Annotated in this window: 19 protein-coding genes, 1 tRNA gene and 1 riboswitch; of the genes, 7 read left to right on the plus strand and 13 right to left on the minus strand. The window is 75.2% G+C overall.

Features of this window, described 5'->3' with window-relative positions; genetic code table 11:
- Positions 1–19 precede the first annotated feature (19 nt).
- Genes BKA21_RS02920 through BKA21_RS02935 form a run of 4 tightly spaced genes read right to left on the minus strand, consistent with a single transcriptional unit; the run spans position 20 to position 3,836 of the window.
- Positions 20–745, minus strand: coding sequence for a histidine phosphatase family protein (locus tag BKA21_RS02920; protein ID WP_308463951.1), 726 nt, complete (start codon positions 743–745; stop codon positions 20–22).
- A 50-nt stretch (positions 746–795) separates the two neighbouring features.
- Positions 796–1,536 (minus strand): zinc ribbon domain-containing protein, encoded by a 741-nt coding sequence (locus BKA21_RS02925; RefSeq protein ID WP_140458711.1) that lies wholly within the window; start codon positions 1,534–1,536, stop codon positions 796–798.
- Entirely contained in the window at positions 1,533–2,732 is a 1,200-nt protein-coding gene (locus BKA21_RS02930; RefSeq protein WP_239072969.1) for a Nif3-like dinuclear metal center hexameric protein, read from the minus strand. Before BKA21_RS02930 ends, BKA21_RS02925 begins: the two co-directional genes overlap by 4 nt.
- A 54-nt stretch (positions 2,733–2,786) precedes the next feature.
- Positions 2,787–3,836, minus strand: coding sequence for a zinc-dependent alcohol dehydrogenase family protein (locus BKA21_RS02935; protein ID WP_140458709.1), 1,050 nt, complete (start codon positions 3,834–3,836; stop codon positions 2,787–2,789).
- A 41-nt stretch (positions 3,837–3,877) separates the two neighbouring features.
- Here BKA21_RS02935 and BKA21_RS02940 point away from each other — a divergent pair.
- Positions 3,878–3,954 (plus strand) — tRNA-Val (locus BKA21_RS02940).
- 52 nt (positions 3,955–4,006) lie between these two features.
- On the opposite strand, the gene BKA21_RS02945 is transcribed toward BKA21_RS02940, so the two are convergent.
- Positions 4,007–4,480 carry a peroxiredoxin gene (locus BKA21_RS02945; RefSeq protein ID WP_140458708.1) on the minus strand — a complete coding sequence of 158 codons (474 nt, stop codon included), beginning with the start codon at positions 4,478–4,480 and terminating at the stop codon, positions 4,007–4,009.
- The gene (locus tag BKA21_RS02950; RefSeq protein ID WP_140458707.1) at positions 4,477–4,899 is read right to left on the minus strand and encodes a DUF3052 domain-containing protein; all 423 of its coding nucleotides are present in this window, start codon (positions 4,897–4,899) and stop codon (positions 4,477–4,479) included. The genes BKA21_RS02945 and BKA21_RS02950 overlap by 4 nt, the downstream gene beginning before the upstream one ends.
- Positions 4,900–5,204: 305 nt before the next feature.
- Between BKA21_RS02950 and aceE the strand changes: the two genes are divergently transcribed.
- A complete protein-coding gene (gene aceE, locus BKA21_RS02955) occupies positions 5,205–7,952 on the plus strand; it encodes a pyruvate dehydrogenase (acetyl-transferring), homodimeric type (RefSeq protein WP_140458706.1) in 2,748 nt (915 codons plus the stop codon).
- Positions 7,953–8,027: 75 nt separating this feature from the next.
- Here aceE and BKA21_RS02960 read toward each other — a convergent pair whose 3' ends face one another.
- Entirely contained in the window at positions 8,028–8,714 is a 687-nt protein-coding gene (locus BKA21_RS02960) for a hypothetical protein (protein WP_170208981.1), read from the minus strand.
- 123 nt (positions 8,715–8,837) lie between these two features.
- On the opposite strand from BKA21_RS02960, the gene BKA21_RS02965 reads away from it, so the two are divergent.
- From BKA21_RS02965 to BKA21_RS02985, 5 genes are all read left to right on the plus strand, one after another.
- On the plus strand, positions 8,838–10,133 hold the full coding sequence (locus BKA21_RS02965) for a PucR family transcriptional regulator (protein WP_140458705.1): 1,296 nt from the start codon (positions 8,838–8,840) through the stop codon (positions 10,131–10,133).
- 109 nt (positions 10,134–10,242) lie between these two features.
- Positions 10,243–11,232, plus strand: coding sequence for an ACP S-malonyltransferase (locus BKA21_RS02970; protein WP_140458704.1), 990 nt, complete (start codon positions 10,243–10,245; stop codon positions 11,230–11,232).
- Positions 11,229–12,233: a beta-ketoacyl-ACP synthase III gene (locus BKA21_RS02975; RefSeq protein ID WP_140458703.1), complete on the plus strand. Its 1,005-nt coding sequence runs from the start codon at positions 11,229–11,231 to the stop codon at positions 12,231–12,233. Before BKA21_RS02970 ends, BKA21_RS02975 begins: the two co-directional genes overlap by 4 nt.
- Positions 12,234–12,324: 91 nt before the next feature.
- Complete coding sequence (locus BKA21_RS02980) at positions 12,325–12,573, plus strand: acyl carrier protein (RefSeq protein ID WP_140458702.1); 249 nt, start codon at positions 12,325–12,327, stop codon at positions 12,571–12,573.
- Positions 12,574–12,672: 99 nt separating this feature from the next.
- The gene (locus tag BKA21_RS02985; protein ID WP_140458701.1) at positions 12,673–13,917 is read left to right on the plus strand and encodes a beta-ketoacyl-[acyl-carrier-protein] synthase family protein; all 1,245 of its coding nucleotides are present in this window, start codon (positions 12,673–12,675) and stop codon (positions 13,915–13,917) included.
- Here the strand turns inward: BKA21_RS02985 and BKA21_RS02990 are convergent.
- The 6 genes from BKA21_RS02990 to BKA21_RS03015 all read right to left on the minus strand — a co-directional run bounded on the left by BKA21_RS02990 (position 13,884) and on the right by BKA21_RS03015 (position 18,573).
- Positions 13,884–15,503 carry an FAD-dependent oxidoreductase gene (locus BKA21_RS02990; protein WP_140458700.1) on the minus strand — a complete coding sequence of 540 codons (1,620 nt, stop codon included), beginning with the start codon at positions 15,501–15,503 and terminating at the stop codon, positions 13,884–13,886. The two genes, BKA21_RS02985 and BKA21_RS02990, sit on opposite strands and share 34 nt — an antisense overlap.
- Positions 15,500–16,360, minus strand: a complete 861-nt coding sequence (locus BKA21_RS02995; RefSeq protein ID WP_140458699.1) for an FAD:protein FMN transferase — start codon at positions 16,358–16,360, stop codon at positions 15,500–15,502. The genes BKA21_RS02990 and BKA21_RS02995 overlap by 4 nt, the downstream gene beginning before the upstream one ends.
- Entirely contained in the window at positions 16,347–16,859 is a 513-nt protein-coding gene (locus BKA21_RS03000) for an FMN-binding protein (RefSeq protein WP_140458698.1), read from the minus strand. Before BKA21_RS03000 ends, BKA21_RS02995 begins: the two co-directional genes overlap by 14 nt.
- Before the next feature lie 175 nt (positions 16,860–17,034).
- On the minus strand, positions 17,035–17,535 hold the full coding sequence (locus BKA21_RS03005; protein ID WP_140458697.1) for a DUF3145 domain-containing protein: 501 nt from the start codon (positions 17,533–17,535) through the stop codon (positions 17,035–17,037).
- A gap of 163 nt (positions 17,536–17,698) precedes the next feature.
- Positions 17,699–18,187, minus strand: coding sequence for a peptide deformylase (def, locus tag BKA21_RS03010; RefSeq protein WP_140458696.1), 489 nt, complete (start codon positions 18,185–18,187; stop codon positions 17,699–17,701).
- A 167-nt stretch (positions 18,188–18,354) separates the two neighbouring features.
- Positions 18,355–18,573, minus strand: coding sequence for a BldC family transcriptional regulator (locus BKA21_RS03015; protein ID WP_140458695.1), 219 nt, complete (start codon positions 18,571–18,573; stop codon positions 18,355–18,357).
- Positions 18,574–18,591: 18 nt separating this feature from the next.
- Positions 18,592–18,666: riboswitch (cyclic di-GMP riboswitch) on the minus strand.
- Between the last annotated feature and the right edge of the window lie 59 nt (positions 18,667–18,725).

Consider the following 18,725-nt stretch of genomic DNA (forward strand, 5'->3'; position numbering starts at 1 on the left):
CGTGGAACGGCCCGGCCGCTCAGCGGGCTGCGGGGCCCCAGCCCTCGCTGGGCGCGCCGGCCACGGCGACCTCGTCGCGCCGGTCGGTGTACAGGCGCACGATGCTCACCGACGCCGGGGCGACGCGCAGCTGGCTCCACGTGCCGGGGGCGGACCCGAGCGTCACGCCCAGGGCGGCACGGATCGCGACCGCGTGCGAGACCACGACGACGGTCCGCTCGCCGCCGCCGCGCAGCCCGTCGAGGGCGACACGCAGCCGCTCCCCCACGTCGGCGACGGACTCCCCGCCGGGCGGGCGCACGTGCCCGTCGACGTGCCAGGGCTCGAGGGTGCCGGGCCAGCGCTGCTCGATCTCGTCGGAGGTCAGCCCCTGCCAGGCCCCGAAGTCGGCCTCGCGGAACGCGGCGTCGGTGCGCACGGGCAGGCCGAGCCGCGCGGCGACGACGCCCGCGGTCTCCTGCGTGCGGACCATGGGCGACGCGACGACCTCGCCCGGGTAGGGCACGTCGCCCCACAGGTCGCGGCCGACGCGGTCGACGAGCTCCGCCGCGGACGCCGCCTGCGCGCGGCCGGTCGCGTCCAGCGGCGGGCCCGGCTCGGAGGAGCCGGAGTAGCCGCGGGAGACCGTCATCGCGGTCTGCCCGTGGCGGACGAGCACGACCGTGACGGGCTGCTCGTCGTCGAACCGCACGCCCGCCCCCGACGGCCCGGCGGTGCGTCGGCGACCCGTCGTCCCGGCGGGCACGACAGGTTGTGCCGGGCGCCCGGGCGTCCCGGGCGGCTCCTCCACCGGGCTCATGCGTTCGCGGGCAGCCGCACGAGGATGCGCCCGCACTCCTCGCAGCGCACGACCGCGTCCTCGGGACGCGCACGGATGGCCTCGAGGTCCAGCGGGTTGAGCTCGAGGCGGCAGCCGTCGCACCGGTTGCCGCGCAGCGGTGCGGCGCCCCGGCCGCCGAGCTGCCCGCGCAGGCGCTCGTAGAGTGCGACCAGCCGCTCGTCGAGGCCGGCGACGGTCTTCTCGCGCGCGGCCCGGACCCGGTCGGCCTCGGCGTCGACCTCGGCCCAGCCGGCGTCGCGCTCGGCGACGACGGCGGCACGGTCCGACGCGAGCGCCGCGTGGGCCGTCTCCAGCTCGGCGAGCGTCGACTCGTGGGCCTCGAGCCGCTCCATCACCTCGAGCTCGACGTCCTCGAGGTCGGACTGGCGGCGCGCCAGGCTCTCGAGCTCGCTGGTCAGCGCCTGCGCGTCCTTCGCGGAGACCTGGCCCTGCTCGAGCCGCTGCTGGTCGCGCGCGGCACGGGTGCGCACCTGCGCGACGTCGGCCTCGGCCTTGGTGAGCTCGCGCCGCAGGTCCGAGGCCGCGGTCCGCGACGTCACGAGGGCGGTGTACAGGTCGCCGACCTGCGCGTCGAGCTCGGTCAGCCGCGCGAGCGCGGGCAGCGTGCGACGGCGGTGGGCGAGCTGGTCGAGGCGGGTGTCGAGGTCCTGGACCTCGAGCAGGCGACGCTGGTCGGCGACGGGGGCGCTCGTCACGGGGTTCCTTCCGGCTGGGTGCGGGCGGGCTGCGGCACACGGCCCGTCCAGGGGTCGGTGCGCAGCGTGCTCACGCGGGTCTCCACCGTAGTGCCCGCAGCGGCCAGGTCGGCGCGCAGCGCGTCGGCGGCCCGGGCGAGCCAGGGCCACTCCGACGCGGAGTGCGCGAGGTCGACGAGCGCGGGGCGCGGCGCGCCGCCCTTGGCCTCGAACAGCGCCTGCTCCTGCTGCTCGGACGCGGGGTGGTGGCGCAGGTCCGCGGTCACGTAGGCGTCGACGTCGGCCGCGCGGACCGCGTCGAAGAGCGAGTCGCCGGAACCACCGAGCACGGCGACCCGGTGCACGGGCATCGCGGGGTCGCCCGCGTAGCGCACGCCCTGCACGGTGGCGGGCAGCGCGCGGGCCACGGCGGCGGCGAACTCCGCCAGCGGCAGGGGCCGGTCCAGCGTGCCGACGCGGCCGAGCCCCGTCTGCCCCGGCAGGGACGCCAGCTCCAGGACGTCGAAGGCCGGCTCCTCGTACGGGTGGGCGGCCCGCACGGCGGCCACGACCTGCGCCCGCGACCTGCGCGGGGCGACCATCTCGATGCGGGTCTCGCGCACCCGGGCGACCTCGCCGACCCGCCCGACCGCGGGCGCGGCGCCGTCGAGCGGGAGGAACGTGCCCTCCCCCACGGTGGTCCACGCGCACCGGGCGTACGCGCCCAGCGCACCGGCGCCCGCCGCGGACAGCGCGTCGACGAGCGCCTCGGCGTGCTCCGTCGGCACGAGGACCACGTGCTTGTCGAGCGACGGCACGACCGCGGGCACGAGCGGGACGGTGCCCCGCACGCCGATGGTGTCGGCAAGGGCGTGCGCGACGCCGTCGACCGCGGCGTCGGCGTTGGTGTGCGCGGTGTGCAGCGCGCACCCGCCCCGCACCAGGCGGTGCACGAGCGCCCCCTTGGCGGTGGTCGCCGCCACCGAGTGGACGCCGCGCAGCAGCAGCGGGTGGTGCGTGAGCAGCAGGTCGGCGCCCCAGCCGAGCGCCTCGTCGACGACGGCGGCGACGGGGTCGACGGCGAGCAGCACCCGGCGCACGGGGGCGTCGGGGTCCCCGACCGCGAGGCCGACCCGGTCCCAGGGCTCGGCCGTCCCGGGCGGGTACCGCCGGTCGAGGGCGGCGACGACGTCGCGGACGGTGGCGGTGGGGCTCACACGCGGCAACCTACCGGCTGGCCGCGAGGTCGCCGACCTCGCCCCGCCCATGCGTCACGGCCGCACGAGGGCCTTGGTGACGGTCCGGGCGTCCATCGCGGCGTAGGCGTCGGCGATGTCGTCGAGCGCGAAGGTGCCGTCGAACACCAGCCCGGGTCGGATCGCGCCGGACCAGACGTCGGCCATGAGCTCGGGGATGTAGCCGCGCACGGGCGCGATGCCGCCCCCGACGGTGACGTTCGTGTCGAAGAGCTGCCGCACCGGCAGCTCGGGCCCGCCCGCGGGCACCCCGACGAAGCCGATCCGCCCGCCCGGCCGCACGGTGGCCAGGGCCTGCGCCATCGACTCCTTGGTCCCGACGCACTCGAGCACCGCGTCCGGGCCGATGCCGTCGAGCAGGTCGCGCACGTGGGCCGCCCCCTCGTCACCGCGCTCGGCGACGACGTCGGTGGCCCCGAACCCGCGCGCGAGCTCCTGCCGGGCCGCGTGCCGCGACATGGCCACGACCCGCTCGGCGCCGAGCCGGCGTGCCGCGATCACCGCGCACAGCCCCACGGCACCGTCGCCCACCACGGCCACCGTCGAGCCCGGCCCCACGCCGGCCGACCGCGCCGCGTGGTGCCCGGTGCCCATCACGTCCGTCAGCGTCAGCACGTGCGGCAGCAGCGCCTCGTCGGGGTGCTCCGGGGTCACGACGAGCGTCCCGTCGGCCATCGGCACGCGCACGTACTCGCCCTGCGCGGCGTCGACGGGCTCGCCGTCCTGGTCGGGCGACCCCCACCACGCGACCCGCTCGCACGACGTGTGCACGCCGTTGCGGCAGTGCACGCACGTGCCGTCGCACAGCGAGAACGGCGCCACGACGAAGTCACCGGGCCGCACCGTCCGCACGTCGGCGCCGACCTCCTCGACCACGCCCACGAGCTCGTGCCCGATGCGCCGCGGCTCGTCCACCGGCCGTGCCCCGCGGTAGGGCCACAGGTCCGACCCGCACACGCAGGTCGCGACGACGCGCACCACGGCGTCGTGCGCCCGGCGCACCTGCGGGTCGGGCACCTGCTCGACGCGGACGTCACCGGGACCGTGGAGGAGGGTTGCGCGCACCCGCGCAGCCTACGGCGCCGGTAGGCTGTCCGACGCTCTTCGGGCCTGTAGCTCAGTTGGTCAGAGCGCCGCGCTTACACCGCGGAGGTCGCCGGTTCGAGACCGGCCGGGCCCACCAGAACACCGGGACGAGACGCCCCCGACCGTCGGCACGGTCGCGGGGCGTGCCGTCACAGGGCCGCGAGGGCCTCGCGGTAGGCGGCGAGGGGGCGGGCCTCGCCGCGGGGGTTGACCACCGACCAGCGGACCACGCCGTCGGCGTCGAGGAGGAACGAGCCGCGCAGGGCCAGGCCGTGGTCCTCGTCGAAGACGCCGAACGCGCGGGCGGCCGCACCGTGCGGCCAGAAGTCGGACAGCAGGTCGAAGCCGTGGCCCTCCTGCTGCGACCAGGCCCGCAGCGCGAACATGGGGTCGCACGAGACACCGAGGAGGCGGACGCCGGCGGCGTCGAACATCGCCAGGTTGTCGCGCAGCTCGCACAGCTCGCCGGAGCAGATGCCGGAGAACGCGAACGGGAAGAACACCACCGCGACCGGGCCGCCGCGCAGCTGCGCGAGCGAGACGGGTGTGCCGTGGGTGTCGGGCAGGGTGACGTCCGGGGCCGGCTCACCGACGAGCAGGGCCCCGGGCGCCGCGCCCGTCACTTGCCGCGACCCCGCGTAGCCAGCCGCGTCGCGGACCAGTCGGGACCGACGGAGAACGTCGTCATCGCGTGCAGGCCGGACGTGGTCGCGGCCTCCTCGATGTCGCTGTGGGGCACGTGGCCCCGGCGTCCGGCCTTGGGCACGAACACCCAGATCGGCCCGTTGTCCTCGAGCACGGTCATCGCGTCGACGAGCGCGTCGGTGAGGTCGCCGTCGTCGTCGCGGAACCAGATCACGGCGCCGTCGGTGACGTCGTCGTAGTCCTCGTCGACGAGCGCGGAGCCGGTGGTGGCCTCGAGCCCTGCACGCAGGGCCTCGTCCACGTCGTCGTCGTAGCCCAGCTCCTGGATGACCTGCCCGGACTCGAAGCCCAGACGAGCGGCCGCGTGCGTCGCGGCATCGTCCGCAGTGGAAGACACGTCCGGCCCGTTCCCTTCTTTCCCCCGGTGGCCCACGCCTGCGCGGGACCTCTGATGTGGGCACACGTTAGCCCACCGGGAGGTCCCCGGCCCCGGGAAGCCCCGTCGTGGACGTCCCGCGCGTGTCACGGACGTCACGGCCCCGCGGGGGCCCGTCGGTGTGACTTTCCGGGCGGGGAGGACCGAGAATGGATCGATCACCCGCACCCGCGGCCCCAGGCGCCACCGCGCCGGAGGCCGGGCCGGGACGAGAAGGCGCGCCGTGGCGGGACCGCCGGGCGCGCACGAGACGCGAAGGAGCACCGGTGGCTTCCATCGACGAGACGGGCCCGCTGATCGGCGGCCTGCTCAGCCAGGTCCCCGACATCGACCCGGAGGAGACCGGGGAGTGGGTCGACTCGCTCGACGGCCTGATCGACGAGAAGGGCGGCCCGCGGGCGCGGTACGTCCTGATGAGCATGCTGCGCCACGCGCGGCAGCGGAACGTGGCGATCCCGGCCTCCCTGAACACGCCGTACGTGAACACGATCGCGGTGCACAACGAGCCGTACTTCCCCGGTGACGAGGTCATGGAGCGCCGGTACCGCTCCTGGATCCGCTGGAACGCGGCCGTGATGGTGACGCGTGCGCAGCGTCCCGGCGTGGCGGTCGGCGGGCACATCTCGTCCTACGCGTCGGTGGCGACGCTCACCGAGGTCGGCCTCAACCACTTCTTCCGCGGCAAGGACCACCCGGGCGGCGGCGACCAGGTCTACTTCCAGGGCCACGCCTCCCCGGGCGTGTACGCCCGCGGCTTCCTCGAGGGGCGCCTGAGCGAGCACCAGCTCGACGGGTTCCGCCAGGAGCGCTCGCACGCCGGCGGCGGCCTGCCGTCGTACCCGCACCCGCGCCTGGCGCCCGAGCTGTGGGAGTTCCCCACGGTGTCGATGGGCCTGGGCCCGGCCGGTGCGATCTACCAGGCGTGGACCAACAAGTACCTGCACGAGCGGGGCATCAAGGACACCAGCCAGCAGGACGTGTGGGCGTACCTGGGCGACGGCGAGATGGACGAGCCCGAGTCGCGCGGCATGCTCCAGCACGCGGCGCAGCAGGGCCTGGACAACCTGACGTTCGTGGTGAACTGCAACCTGCAGCGCCTCGACGGCCCCGTGCGCGGCAACGGCAAGATCATCCAGGAGCTCGAGGCGCAGTTCCGCGGCGCGGGCTGGAACGTCATCAAGGTCATCTGGGGCCGCGAGTGGGACGTCCTGCTCAACGCCGACAAGGACCGCGCCCTGGTGCACCTGATGAACACCACCCCGGACGGCGACTTCCAGACGTTCCGGGCCGAGAACGGCGCGTTCATCCGCGAGCACTTCTTCGGCCGCGACCCGCGGACCAAGCAGCTCGTCGAGAAGATGACGGACGACGAGATCTGGGCCCTCAAGCGCGGCGGGCACGACTACCGCAAGCTCTACGCGGCCTACAAGGCGGCGCGCGAGCACACCGGTCAGCCGACCGTCATCCTCGCCCACACCATCAAGGGCTACGGCCTGGGCTCGGGCTTCGCCGGGCGCAACGCCACGCACCAGATGAAGAAGCTCAAGGTCGACGAGCTCAAGGCGCTGCGGGACTCGCTGCACATCCCGATCTCGGACGCCCAGCTCGAGGAGAACCCGTACCTGCCCCCGTACTACCACCCGGGGCCGGACGACGAGGCGATCCGCTACATGCTCGACCGGCGCCGGGCCCTCGGCGGCTTCGTCCCCGAGCGGCGCACCGAGCACACCAAGCTCACGCTCCCGGGCGACAAGTCCTACGAGAGCCTGGCCAAGGGCTCGGGCACGCAGGAGGTCGCCACGACGATGGCGCTCGTGCGCCTGTTCAAGGACCTGCTCAAGGACAAGGAGTTCGGCCACCGCCTGGTGCCGATCATCCCCGACGAGGCGCGCACGTTCGGCCTGGACTCGATCTTCCCGAGCGCGAAGATCTTCAACACCAACGGCCAGAACTACATGGCGGTCGACCGCGAGCTGATGCTGTCCTACAAGGAGTCCACCTCCGGGCAGATCATGCACACCGGCATCAACGAGGCCGGGTCGGCCGCGGCGTTCCAGGCCGTCGGCACGGCGTACGCCACGCACGGCGAGCCGCTGATCCCGTTCTACTTCTACTACTCGATGTTCGGGTTCCAGCGCACCGGCGACCAGTTCTGGGCCGCCGGGGACCAGATGGCGCGCGGGTTCCTCATCGGGGCCACGGCCGGGCGCACCACGCTGACGGGCGAGGGCCTGCAGCACGCCGACGGCCACTCCCCGCTGCTGGCGGGAACCATGCCGCACGTCGTGCACTACGACCCGGCGTACGGGTACGAGATCCGGCACATCGTGCGCGACGGCATCGCCCGCATGTACGGCGACGGCTCCGACGGTCGCGACCAGGACGTCATCTACTACCTGACGGTCTACAACGAGCCGATGGTCCAGCCGGCCGAGCCGGAGGACGTCGACGTCGAGGGGATCCTGCGCGGCATCCACCAGGTGGCGCCGGTCGAGGGCGAGGGCCCGCAGGCCCAGATCCTCGCCTCCGGCGTCGCGGTGCCGTGGGCGCTCGAGGCCCGGCAGCTGCTCGCCGACGACTGGGGCGTGCGCGCCGCCGTGTGGTCGGTCACCAGCTGGAACGAGCTGCGGCGCGACGCGCTGGCTGCCGAGCAGCACGCGTTCCTGCAGCCGGGCGAGGCGCCCCGCACGCCCTTCCTGACGCAGAAGCTGCAGGGGGCGCAGGGCCCGTTCGTCGCGACGACGGACTACGACCACCTCGTGGCCGACCAGGTCCGCGCGTGGGTCCCGGGGCGCTACGCGACGCTCGGTGCGGACGGCTTCGGCTTCTCCGACACGCGCGCCGCCGCACGCCGGCACTTCAAGATCGACGGCCCGTCGACCGCGGTGCGCGTGCTGCAGCAGCTCGCGCTCGAGGGCGCGGTGGACCCGTCCCTGCCCGCGCAGGCCATCGAGCGGTACCGCCTGCACGACGTCACGGCGGGCACGTCGGGCAACACGGGCGGCGACGCCTGACGCGCGGCACCTCCTGACGACGAGGGCGCCCCGGCCGGTCGGCCGGGGCGCCCTCGTCGTTCGTCCGCTGCGCGGTCAGGTGCCCGTGATCGACTGCTCCGCGCGGGCGACCTCTCGGGTCAGCTCGGCACGCAGGCCCGCGACCGCCCCCTGGTCCGGGTACAGGTCGAGGGACGCGAGGTGCTGCTTGGCCTCCAGCGGGCGGCCGGCCTGCACGGCGGCACGCACGAGCTGGCGGGCCACCGCGGGGTCGTGCTCGCGGGGCCGCCAGTGACCGACACCGAGGTTGAGGGCCTCGACGGGCTGGCCCGCCTCGCACAGGAGCGCCAGGGCCTGGGCCAGCGCGGTGCCGGAGGAGTCGCGCTCGGACGCGGTCGTCAGCCGGCGGATGGTGCCGTCGTGGTCGTCGTCGACGGACAGCCGGGCGAGCTCGATGAGCGGGTACCAGGCGCGCGGGTTGCCGGCGAGCTCCTCGCCGAGGGCCCACACCGCGAGCTCCGCGGCGCGCTCGCGCTCGTGCTCGACGTTCGGCGCGGTCAGCGGGTCCTCCTCGTGGACCTGCTCGGTGGCCCGGCGGCGCACGATCTCGGCGAGGGCCTGGAACGCGCGCTCGTTGTTCGGGTCGTCGCTCAGCATCGAGCGCAGCGCGTCCTCGTGGAGGGTGTCCCCCCGGCGCGAGGCCTTCGTCGGACGGCGCGCACCGACCCGGGAGGCCGAGGACGGTCGTCGCATCAGCTGGCGCAGTCGGGGCAGGAGAGCCATGTCGCGACCCTATCGGCTCTCTCCCCGACGCACCCGGGGCGGGCGCGCCACGACCGGCATGCGAGCCGCACGAGGCGTGGACCCTTTGTCGGCATCCCACAACCGCCGCCTATGCTCGGCCGCATGTCGACCTCCCGGGCGGGGCGCACCGCCCCCGCGCAGGCCCCCGCGAAGACCGCCGCGCAGACCACCGACGCCGGCACGCCGGGCGACGCGGACCCCCGCCGCGAGCCCGCCCGCCCACGGGCCGGCGCACCGGCGCGCGAGCCGGTCACCGAGACCCAGCGCCGCGTGCGGGACGGGGCGGGGCTGCTCGCCGCGGCGGCGATGCGCCGGCTCGACGCAGACCTCGACTGGTACCGGGCCCTGCCCGCGGAGGACCGGTCGTGGGTGGGACTGGTCGCGCAGGCGGGCATCACCGCGTTCGTCACCTGGTACGCGGACCCGACGAAGCCGCCGCACGGTGTCGGCGAGATCTTCGCCGCCGCGCCGCCGGAGCTGACCCGATCGATCTCGCTGCAGCACACGCTGCAGCTCGTGCGCGTCGTCGTCGACGTCGTCGAGACGCACAGCGACCGCCTCGCGGCCCCGGGCGAGGAGCGCGAGCTGCGCGAGGCGGTGCTCCGGTACTCCCGCGAGGTCGCGTTCTCCGCGGCGGAGGTCTACGCCCGCGCCGCGGAGGTCCGGGGTGCGTCGGACGCCCGCCTGGAGGCGCTCGTCGTCGACGCGCTCGTGCGCGGGGACGGCGGCGACGCGGTGCGCTCGCGCGTGGCCGCGCTCGGGTGGACGGGTCAGGGCCCGACCCTCGTGGTCGTCGGCACCGCCGGCGCCCACATGGACGAGGTGCGCACCGCGGACCTGCGCCGCGAGACCCGCCACGCGGCGGACGACGCGCTCGTCGGGACCCTCGGCGACCGGCTGCTGGTGTTCCTCGGCGGGCGGGGCGACCTGCGCGCTGCCGCACTGACGCTTCTCCCCCGGTTCGGGCCGGGTCCCGTGGTGATCGGCCCCACGGCGGACGGGCTGGTGGAGTCGACGCGGTCGGTGCGCGCGGCGCTGCACGGGCTGGCGGCGGCTGCGGCGTGGGACGGCGCCCCGCGCCCCGTCTTCGCCGACGACCTGCTGCCCGAGCGTGTCCTCGTCGGCGACGCCGACGCGCGCCGCGCCCTCGTCGAGCGCGCCTTCGCCCCGCTCGCGGCGAGCCAGGGCTCCCTGCTCGAGACGCTCTCGGCGTACCTGGGCGCGGGGCGGTCGCTGGAGGCGGCGGCCCGCACGTTGTACGTGCACCCCAACACCGTGCGGTACCGGCTGCGCCGCGTCAGCGACGTCACCGGCTGGGACCCCCTGGACGCGCGGGAGTCGTACGTGCTGCAGACGGCGCTGGCCGTCGGGCGCCTCGACGGCACCGGCACGGCCTGACCGCAGGCGCGGCGGCCCGCGCGCTTTGTCGGGGTACGACAAGACGCGGTCGCAAGGTTCGTACGTGCCGTGACCGGGTGAGGCCGGGCGGGACCGGCACAGTGGTCGGGTGCTCGTCGTCGCCTGCCCCGGCCAGGGGGCCCAGTCCCCCGGCATGCTCACCCCGTGGCTCGAGCTGCCGGGGTTCGCCGCGGACCTCGCCCACGCGGGTGACGTCGTCGGCCTCGACCTCGTCGGCCACGGCACCACGTCGTCGGCGGAGACGATCCGCGACACGGCGGTCGCCCAGCCCCTGCTCGTGGCCAGCGCGCTGGCCAGCCTGCGCGTGGTGCTCGACGCCCCGGCCGGCACCCCGTTCGCGCAGCTGACCGCCGGCGCCGTCGACGTCGTCGCGGGCCACTCGGTCGGCGAGCTCGGTGCCGCGGCGGTCGCGGGCGTGCTCACCGACGACGAGGCCCTCACGCTGGTCGCGGTGCGCGGGTCGGCGATGGCCCGGGCCGCCGCCGTCACGCCGACGGGCATGAGCGCGGTCCTGGGCGGCGACCCCGACGAGGTCCTCGCCCGGCTGGCAGCCCTCGACCTCGTCCCCGCGAACGTCAACAGCAGCGGCCAGGTCGTCGCCGCCGGCGAGCTGCCCGCCCTGGCCGCGCTCGCCGCCGACCCGCCGGCCCGGGCCCGCATCATCCCCCTCCAGGTCGCCGGGGCGTTCCACACCCGGCACATGGCCCCCGCGGTCGACGAGCTCGCGGCCGCCGCGGGGCGCGTCACGCCGGGCGCCCCGACGCTCACGCTGCTGGGCAACGCCGACGGCGCGGCCGTGGCGTCCGGCGAGGACGCCCTCGCCCGTCTCGTGGCCCAGGTCGCGCGCCCGGTGCGCTGGGACCTGTGCCAGACCACCCTCGCCGACCTCGGCGTCACCGCCCTCCTCGAGGTGGCCCCGGGCGGTGTCCTCACGGGCCTGGCCCGGCGTACCCTGCCCGGGGTCGAGACCGTCGCCCTGAAGACGCCTGCCGACCTGGACGCCGCCCGTGACCTCGTGCGACGCCACGCGGGCCCCGCTGCGTCCCAGGACCTCACCGCACAGGAGAACCCGTCGTGACCCGTCCGACCCTCACGCAGGCCACCGGCCCCGCCCACACCCGCATCCTCGGACTCGGGGGCGTGCGCGGCGAGAACGTCGTGCCCAACGACGACCTGGTCGGCCCGATCGACTCGTCCGACGAGTGGATCCGGCAGCGCACCGGCATCGTCACCCGCCGCCGCGCGGGTGCGGGCACCGACGTGCTCGACCTCGCCGAGGGCGCGGCCCGCGCGGCCCTGGAGAACGCGGGCCTGACGGGTGCGGACATCGACGCCGTCATCGTCTCGACCGTCACGTACTTCCACCAGACGCCGTCCGCCGCCGCGATCATCGCCGACCGGATCGGTGCGACGCCGGCCGCGGCGTTCGACATCTCGGCCGCCTGCGCCGGCTACTGCTACGGCATCGGCCAGGCCGACGCGCTGGTGCGGGCCGGATCGGCCCGCCACGTGCTGGTCATCGGCGCCGAGAAGATGAGCGACTTCGTCGACCCGACGGACCGGTCGATCTCGTTCCTGCTCGGCGACGGCGCGGGCGCCGTCGTCGTCGGCCCGTCCGACACCCCCGGCATCGGCCCGACCGTCTGGGGCTCGGACGGCGCGCAGGCGCAGGCGATCCGTCAGACGCACTCCTGGCTCGCGACCCGCGACGAGGGTGCGGGCTGGCCGACGCTGCGCCAGGAGGGCCAGTCGGTCTTCAAGTGGGCCGTCTGGCAGATGGCGCCGGTCGCGCAGAAGGCGATGGACGCCGCGGGCGTCACGCCCGACGACATCGACGCGTTCATCCCCCACCAGGCGAACATGCGCATCATCGACCAGATGATCAAGCAGCTGAAGCTGCCCGAGCGCGTGGTCGTCGGCCGGGACATCGCCGACACCGGCAACACGTCCGCCGCCTCGATCCCCCTGGCCACCGAGCGGCTGCTGCGCGAGGGCCAGGTGTCCTCGGGCGCGATCGCCCTGCAGATCGGGTTCGGCGCGGGCCTCGTCTACGCCGCCCAGGTCGTCGTCCTGCCCTGAGCCGGTGCGGACGGACCGCCGCGGGAGCTGCCCGCACGGCCGGTACCGTTCGACACGTTCGTCCCACCACCCACACGAAATGGAGTCACCGATGGCGTACACCGAGCAGGAGATCCTCGCCGGCCTGGCCGAGATCGTCAGCGAGGAGACCGGTCTGCCGACCGACTCCGTCCTGCCGGAGAAGTCCTTCACGGACGACCTCGACATCGACTCGCTGTCGATGATGACGATCGTCACGCTGGCCGAGGAGAAGTTCGACGTGCGCATCCCCGACGACGAGGTCAAGAACCTCGCCACCGTCGGCGACGCCGTCACGTACATCACGGGCGCCCAGTCCTGAGGCCCCCGGGCCACCCCGGTGGCCCCACCGGGCGGTGCGCGCCGCCCCGCTGCGCGCACCGCCCGAGCCTTCCGTCGTCCGTACCCGCGAGGAGCACCCATGAGCACCGTCCCCGAGGTCGTCGTCACCGGCCTGGGCGCCACCACCCCCCTGGGTGGTGACGTGCCCAGCACCTGGCGCGCCGCGCTCGCCGGCGAGTCCGGTGCCCGCCCCATGGACAACGACTGGGCGACCACCTACGAGATCGGCGTGAACTTCGCCGCGCAGCTGCGCGTGCCGCCGTCGGAGGTGCTCCCGCGGCCCGAGATCAAGCGCATGGACCCGTCGTCGCAGTACGCGATCATCGCGGCGCGCGAGGCCTGGGCCGACGCCGGGGCGCCCGAGGTCGACGGGGACCGGCTGGGCTCCGTCGTCTCGTCCGGCATCGGCGGCATCTGGACCACCCTCGACGGGTGGGACACGCTGCGCGAGAAGGGCGGGCGCCGCGTCCTGCCCATGACGGTGCCGATGCTCATGCCGAACTCGGCGACGGCGTACGTCTCCCTCGAGCTCGGCGCGCGCGCCGGCGCCCACGCCGTGGTGTCCGCGTGCGCCACGGGCGCGGAGGCCATCGGCTACGCGGCGGACATGATCCGCGCCGGCCGGGCAGACATCGTCGTCGCGGGCGGCACGGAGGCGGTCATCCACCCGATGCCCATCGCCGCGTTCGCCGCGTCCCGCACGCTCTCGACCCGCAACGACGACCCCGCGGGCGCCTCGCGCCCCTACGACGTCGACCGCGACGGCTTCGTCATCGGCGAGGGTGCGGGTGTCGTGGTGCTGGAGTCGGCCGCGCACGCCGCGGCCCGCGGGGCCCGGGTGTACGCGCGGCTCGCGGGTGTCGGCCTGTCCGCCGACGGCTACCACATCACCTCCCCCGACCCGTCGGGCGGCGGCCAGGTCCGGGCGATGCGCTCCGCGCTCGCCGACGCGGGCGTGGCGGCGCGCGACGTCGTGCACGTCAACGCGCACGCCACGTCGACGGTCGTCGGGGACCTCATCGAGGCCCGGTCGATCCGCGAGGCCCTCGGGGACGAGGCCGACCACGCGGTGCTCTCGGCGACGAAGTCGATGACGGGCCACCTGCTCGGCGGCGCCGGCGCCCTGGAGACGATCTTCACGGTGCTGGCACTGCACGACCGGCTGGCGCCGCCGACGATCAACGTCGCCAACCCCGACCCCGAGCTCGTCCTCGACCTGGTGCGGGACACCCCGCGCGCCCTGCCTGCCGGGCAGGTCGCCGCCGTGAACAACTCGTTCGGCTTCGGCGGTCACAACGTCGCGCTGGTCGTCACCTCCGTCTGACCCTGCGCGTCCGCACGGCCCCGCGTGACCGGGCGTCGGCGTCCGCCGGTGTAGCCGCTGAACACGTCGCGGCGCACACGGCGGACACCGACGGCCCGCAGCACGGGCACGGTGCCGGCCAGCATGGCGGGCGACCCCGAGGCGTAGGCGCGCCGCTGGTCGGCGTCGGGCACCGCGTCGGCGAGGTCCTCGGCCGTCAGCCGCACGCCGATGCGGTGCCACCCGTCGGGCAGCTCCCAGCCGGCGCCGTCCGGGTCGTGCGGTCCCCCGGCGCTCGGCCCGACCACGAGCGTCCGCACGCCCGTCGCGGCGAGCCGCTCGAGGTACGGCGGGGCGTCGTGGGTGCGCAGCACGAGGACGAGGACCGTGTCCGGGTGCGTGCCGGCCTCGAGCATCGGCACGAACGGCGTGACCCCGATGCCCCCGGCCACCAGGAGCAGCGGCGTGGCCGTGCTCCGCGGCAGCAGCAGGTCGCCGCCGACACCGGTGGCGTGGACCGTGGAGCCCACGGGCAGCGCGGCGAGGGTCTGCTTGAACGAGCTCGGCTCCGCCGGGACGGTGAAGGCGACTGCGAGGGCGTCGGCCGCGGGGCCGTCGGCCGGGGCACCCACGATCGAGAAGGTGCGCCGCTCGCCGCGGCCGTCCGCGCGGTGCGGGACGTGCAGCTCGACCCACTGGCCGGGCCGCCAGCGCACGGGGTGCGCGGGGCGCAGCAGGACCTCGTGCGCCCCGCCGCCCACGGCGGTGTGCGCGGCGACCTGCAGCCGGACGCCGCCGCGCTGGCCGAGCACGAAGGCGACGACGTTCGCGACGACCAGCCCCAGCTCGGGCGTGTTCGACACGGGGCCGAGGTGGAACGGCACGAACGCCAGGAGCGCCGCGAGCACCGCGAGGCCGATCTGCTGGCCGCGGCGCGGCGCGAGGGTCAGCGGCTCGGTGAGCATGATCGTCGCGGCGAACACCAGCGGGTACTGCGCGAGCGCGGACCACAGCGCGTCGCCGGGCGCCGTACCCAGCGCGACCTGCTGCTGCAGCACGACCACCACCCCGGTGACCAGGTACGCCACGACGGGGGCCACGTGCCGCGTGCGCTGCACCACGGCGAGCCCGACGACCGCCACGACGGGCAGCAGGAAGGGCGTGGCGACCCACCAGAACGCACCGAAGGTGCCCAGCAGCGGCCACCCGACGACGCCTGCGACGAGCGCGCCGAACGCCGCCGGGTTCACCACGTGACGCCCGCGCACCGCCACGAGGTACTTGGACGCCCCGGCGACCGCGCCCGCCCCCGCGACGGTCGCGAGCGCCGACGGCTCCAGCGACGGCTGGAAGAGCAGCACGAGGATCAGGCCGGTGATGACGGACGACTCCAGGTGCGCGGGGCGGCGCACGAGGCGCCCTCCGGCGGCGGAGACGGCGGCCGTGGCCCCGACCGCGACGGCCGTGCTGGCGAGGATGCCCCACGGGTCGACCCCGACGGCGCCGGTGAGGGCACCGACGAGCGCGGCCAGGACGGTCGCCGCCAGGGCGAGGGTGACGAGGCGGTACATGCTCAGGCGGCCGAGAAGGCCGTCGACGTGGCTCATGCGCAGAGCTCCCCGGGCAGGGCCAGCGCGTAGCGCGCGTGGCCGTCGGCGTGCAGCTGGACGTAGGTGTGCGCGTAGCGCGCCTGGAGACGGTCGGGGTCGGTGAGGAACAGCGCCGTGGCGAGGCCGTCGGCGACCATCGCGGTGGGGGCGAGCGCCCACGTGGCCACGACGTCGCGGACCGGTGCCCCGGTGCGCGCGTCGAGCACGTGGTGCAGGCCGTCGCCCCAGGTGCGCCGGTCGACGGCGGACCCGCAGACGGCGCCGTCACGCACCTCGACGACGCCGATCGCACGCGTCGGATGCCCCGGCTGCTGCAGGGCCACCCGCAGGGGCGTCGGCCCGCGGTGCAGGACGTCGCCACCGGCGTCGACCGTGTGCGTCCCGATGCCGCAGGCGAGCAGCTCGTCGCCGACGAGGTCGACGAGCTGCCCCTTGCCGGCGGCGCCGACGTCGAGCAGCACGGGCTCGTGCACGTGCAGCACGTGCCCGTCACGGCTCACGGCGGCCGGCGCCGCGGCGGGCACCGGGTCGCCGACCGGGCGCAGGGTGTACGCCGCGTCGTAGCCGAGACGCTCCAGGCTGCGGCCGACGAGCGGGGTCACCGCGCCGTCGGTGCACGCCGCGAGGACGTCGTAGTGGTCGAGCAGGGCGGCCGCGTGGTCCGGCAGCACGTACGTGCCGGGCTCGCGGGCCATCGCGGCCACGACGGAGTCGTCACGGAACCGCGACCACGTGCGGTCGTACGCGTCGATCACGGCGTGCACCCGGGCCAGGACCCGGTCTGCGAGCGGCTCCGGCGTCGTGATCCGCCACCGGGTGCCGATCGCGTCGAACGTGGCCTCAGGCGGCCGCATCGGCGGAGATCTGGGCGACGGCGTCCATGAACCCGCCGCTGGTCAGCGAGGAGCCGGAGACGGTCGTGACGTCGAGGTCGTCGATCGCGACGCCCACGACCTCGTCGGCGATCCCGGAAGCGAACTGCGTCTGGTACTGCCGGGACGTGGCGTTGGTGGCCTCGGGCGTGACCTCGACGGCGGTGACGACGCCGTCGGCGAGCGTGAGGCTCACCGCGACGGTCTCGGGCCCCCCGGGCGAGGTGTAGCTGCCGGTGGCGTCGTAGGTCCCGTCCGTGTACGCCGAGCCGGTCGCGGCCGCGTCGTCGTCGGCGGTGTCCTCGGCCGTGCCGTCCGCGGTATCGTCGGTGCCTGCCTCGTCGGTCGCGGTCTGCGTCGAGCTGTCGTCGGTGCCGGCGTCCGTCTCGGTGGCGGCGCTGGTGGCGCAGCCGGCGAGGACGGTGGCGGCGGCGATCCCGGACAGCAGGGCGAAGGAGCGGCGGCGGGTGGTCGGGCGCATCGGGTGTTCCCCTCTCGGCGGCGCGCGGTCGCGCGGCGTTGACGTGGGAGAACGTACGAGCGCTCCCTGGGGGATCCCTGGGAGCAGCGCAGGATAGTCCTGTACGCGCGCCAGGACCCGGGACGCAGGTCCCGGGTCCTGGGCGCGAGGTCCCTGCGGTGGCGCGGCGCGACGGTCAGCCGACGCGGTGCAGCCACCGCACGGGTGCACCCGCACCCGCATACCGGAACGGCTCGAGCTCGTCGTCCCACGCCTGGCCGAGCGCGAGGTCCAGCTCGGCGCGCAGCCGCTGGGCGTCACCGGCGTGCTCGAGCGCCGCACGGATGCGGTCCTCGGGCACCACGACGTTGCCGTGCACGTCCGTCTGGGCGTGGAAGATCCCCAGCTCGGGCGTGTGGCTCCAGCGCGAGCCGTCGACGCCGGCGCTCGGCTCCTCGGTGACCTCGTACCGGAGGTGCGCCCAGCCGCGCAGCCCGGACGCCAGGCGCGCGCCGGTGCCCGCGGGACCCTGCCACGAGTGCTCGGCCCGGTAGAACCCCGGACCGGCGGGCTGCGCGGTCCAGTCCATGCTCACGCGGGCGTCCAGCACGTTGCCCGCCGCCCACTCGACGTGGGGGCAGAGCGCACGGGGCGCCGAGTGCACGAAAAGTACACCGCGGGTGAGTCCACCAGCCATGTCGTCCTCCTTGAGCGGTTCGAGGGTCGCCTTCCCCAACGACCTCGGACCCGTGCAGGAGTACGTCACAGCGCACACGGCGTGCTGAGCACAGGATGCACCAGGCGGCCTGGTTGCACCAGACGCCACGCGCGGCATCACCCGCGCGGGCGCACCCGTGCGGTCAGAGCTGCTCGCGCATCGCGCGCATGGCCTTCTTGCGCACGGACCGCTCGAGGCGGTCGAGGTAGAGCTTGCCGTCGAGGTGGTCGACCTCGTGCTGCAGGCAGCGGGCCATGAGCTCGACGCCCTCGACCGTGACCTCCTTGCCGTCGAGGTCGGTGCCGACGACCCGCGCGTACCAGGCACGCCGCGTCGGGTACCACAGGCCGGGGACCGACAGGCAGCCCTCGTCGCCGTCCTGGTACTCGTCCTCGGAGAGCTCGACGATGACGGGGTTGAGGACGTAGCCGATCTCGTCGTCGATGTTCCAGGAGAACGCCCGCAGGCCGACGCCGATCTGGTTCGCGGCCAGCCCCGCGCGGCCGTCCATGTCGACGGTCTCGAGGAGGTCGTCGACGAGGGTCCGCACCCGGTCGTCGATCGTGGTGATCGGGTCGCACGGGGTGCGCAGGACGGGGTCGCCGACGGTGCGGATCTCACGCAGAGCCATGGGGCGATCCTTTCACGTCGGGAGCCGCCGCCCGACCCGGCGAGGGCGACGGGGCATGCTCTGCCCGCAGGCCGGCGACCTGCGGGCGCACAGCACGACGCCGGTGGTGACAGTGTCACCACCGGCGTCCGATGCCGTGCTGGCCGCCGCGCGGGGGCGGCGGGACCTCACTGGCCGATGCGCTGCTGCGGCACACCGGTGAGGAGCTGGCGGACCTCGGCCTCGTGGAAGCGGCGGTGGCCGCCGAGCGTGCGGACCGCGGAGAGCTTGCCGGCCTGCGCCCAGCGGGTGACCGTCTTCGGGTCGACCCGGAAGAGGACCGCGACCTCACCAGGCGTGAGGAGGGAACCCTGCGAGAGGGGGGCGGCGGGGATGTCGACAGACATGGTCATGCTCCTTCGTCGTTCGGTAGCTCGGCTGGCCCTGTGGGCCCCGTGGCTTTGCGTCCCCGCCTTGCAGCGGGTTTGCCGTTGTCGCTGACACGAATGACTATGCCCCATACGGGACATCCACGCAACAACCGTGCGGGACGAGTGCG

Origin of the sequence: Cellulomonas oligotrophica (assembly GCF_013409875.1) — a bacterium.
Taxonomy (GTDB): domain Bacteria; phylum Actinomycetota; class Actinomycetes; order Actinomycetales; family Cellulomonadaceae; genus Cellulomonas; species Cellulomonas oligotrophica.

Coding starts and splice junctions, on each gene's coding strand:
- BKA21_RS02960 (WP_170208981.1), bottom strand. CDS start 8,714: ATGGCTCTCCTGCCCCGACTGCGCCAGCTGATGCGACGACCGTCCTCG.
- BKA21_RS02965 (WP_140458705.1), top strand. CDS start 8,838: ATGTCGACCTCCCGGGCGGGGCGCACCGCCCCCGCGCAGGCCCCCGCG.
- BKA21_RS02980 (WP_140458702.1), top strand. CDS start 12,325: ATGGCGTACACCGAGCAGGAGATCCTCGCCGGCCTGGCCGAGATCGTC.
- BKA21_RS02985 (WP_140458701.1), top strand. CDS start 12,673: ATGAGCACCGTCCCCGAGGTCGTCGTCACCGGCCTGGGCGCCACCACC.
- BKA21_RS02990 (WP_140458700.1), bottom strand. CDS start 15,503: ATGAGCCACGTCGACGGCCTTCTCGGCCGCCTGAGCATGTACCGCCTC.
- BKA21_RS02995 (WP_140458699.1), bottom strand. CDS start 16,360: ATGCGGCCGCCTGAGGCCACGTTCGACGCGATCGGCACCCGGTGGCGG.
- BKA21_RS03000 (WP_140458698.1), bottom strand. CDS start 16,859: ATGCGCCCGACCACCCGCCGCCGCTCCTTCGCCCTGCTGTCCGGGATC.
- BKA21_RS03005 (WP_140458697.1), bottom strand. CDS start 17,535: ATGGCTGGTGGACTCACCCGCGGTGTACTTTTCGTGCACTCGGCGCCC.
- def (WP_140458696.1), bottom strand. CDS start 18,187: ATGGCTCTGCGTGAGATCCGCACCGTCGGCGACCCCGTCCTGCGCACC.
- BKA21_RS03015 (WP_140458695.1), bottom strand. CDS start 18,573: ATGTCTGTCGACATCCCCGCCGCCCCCCTCTCGCAGGGTTCCCTCCTC.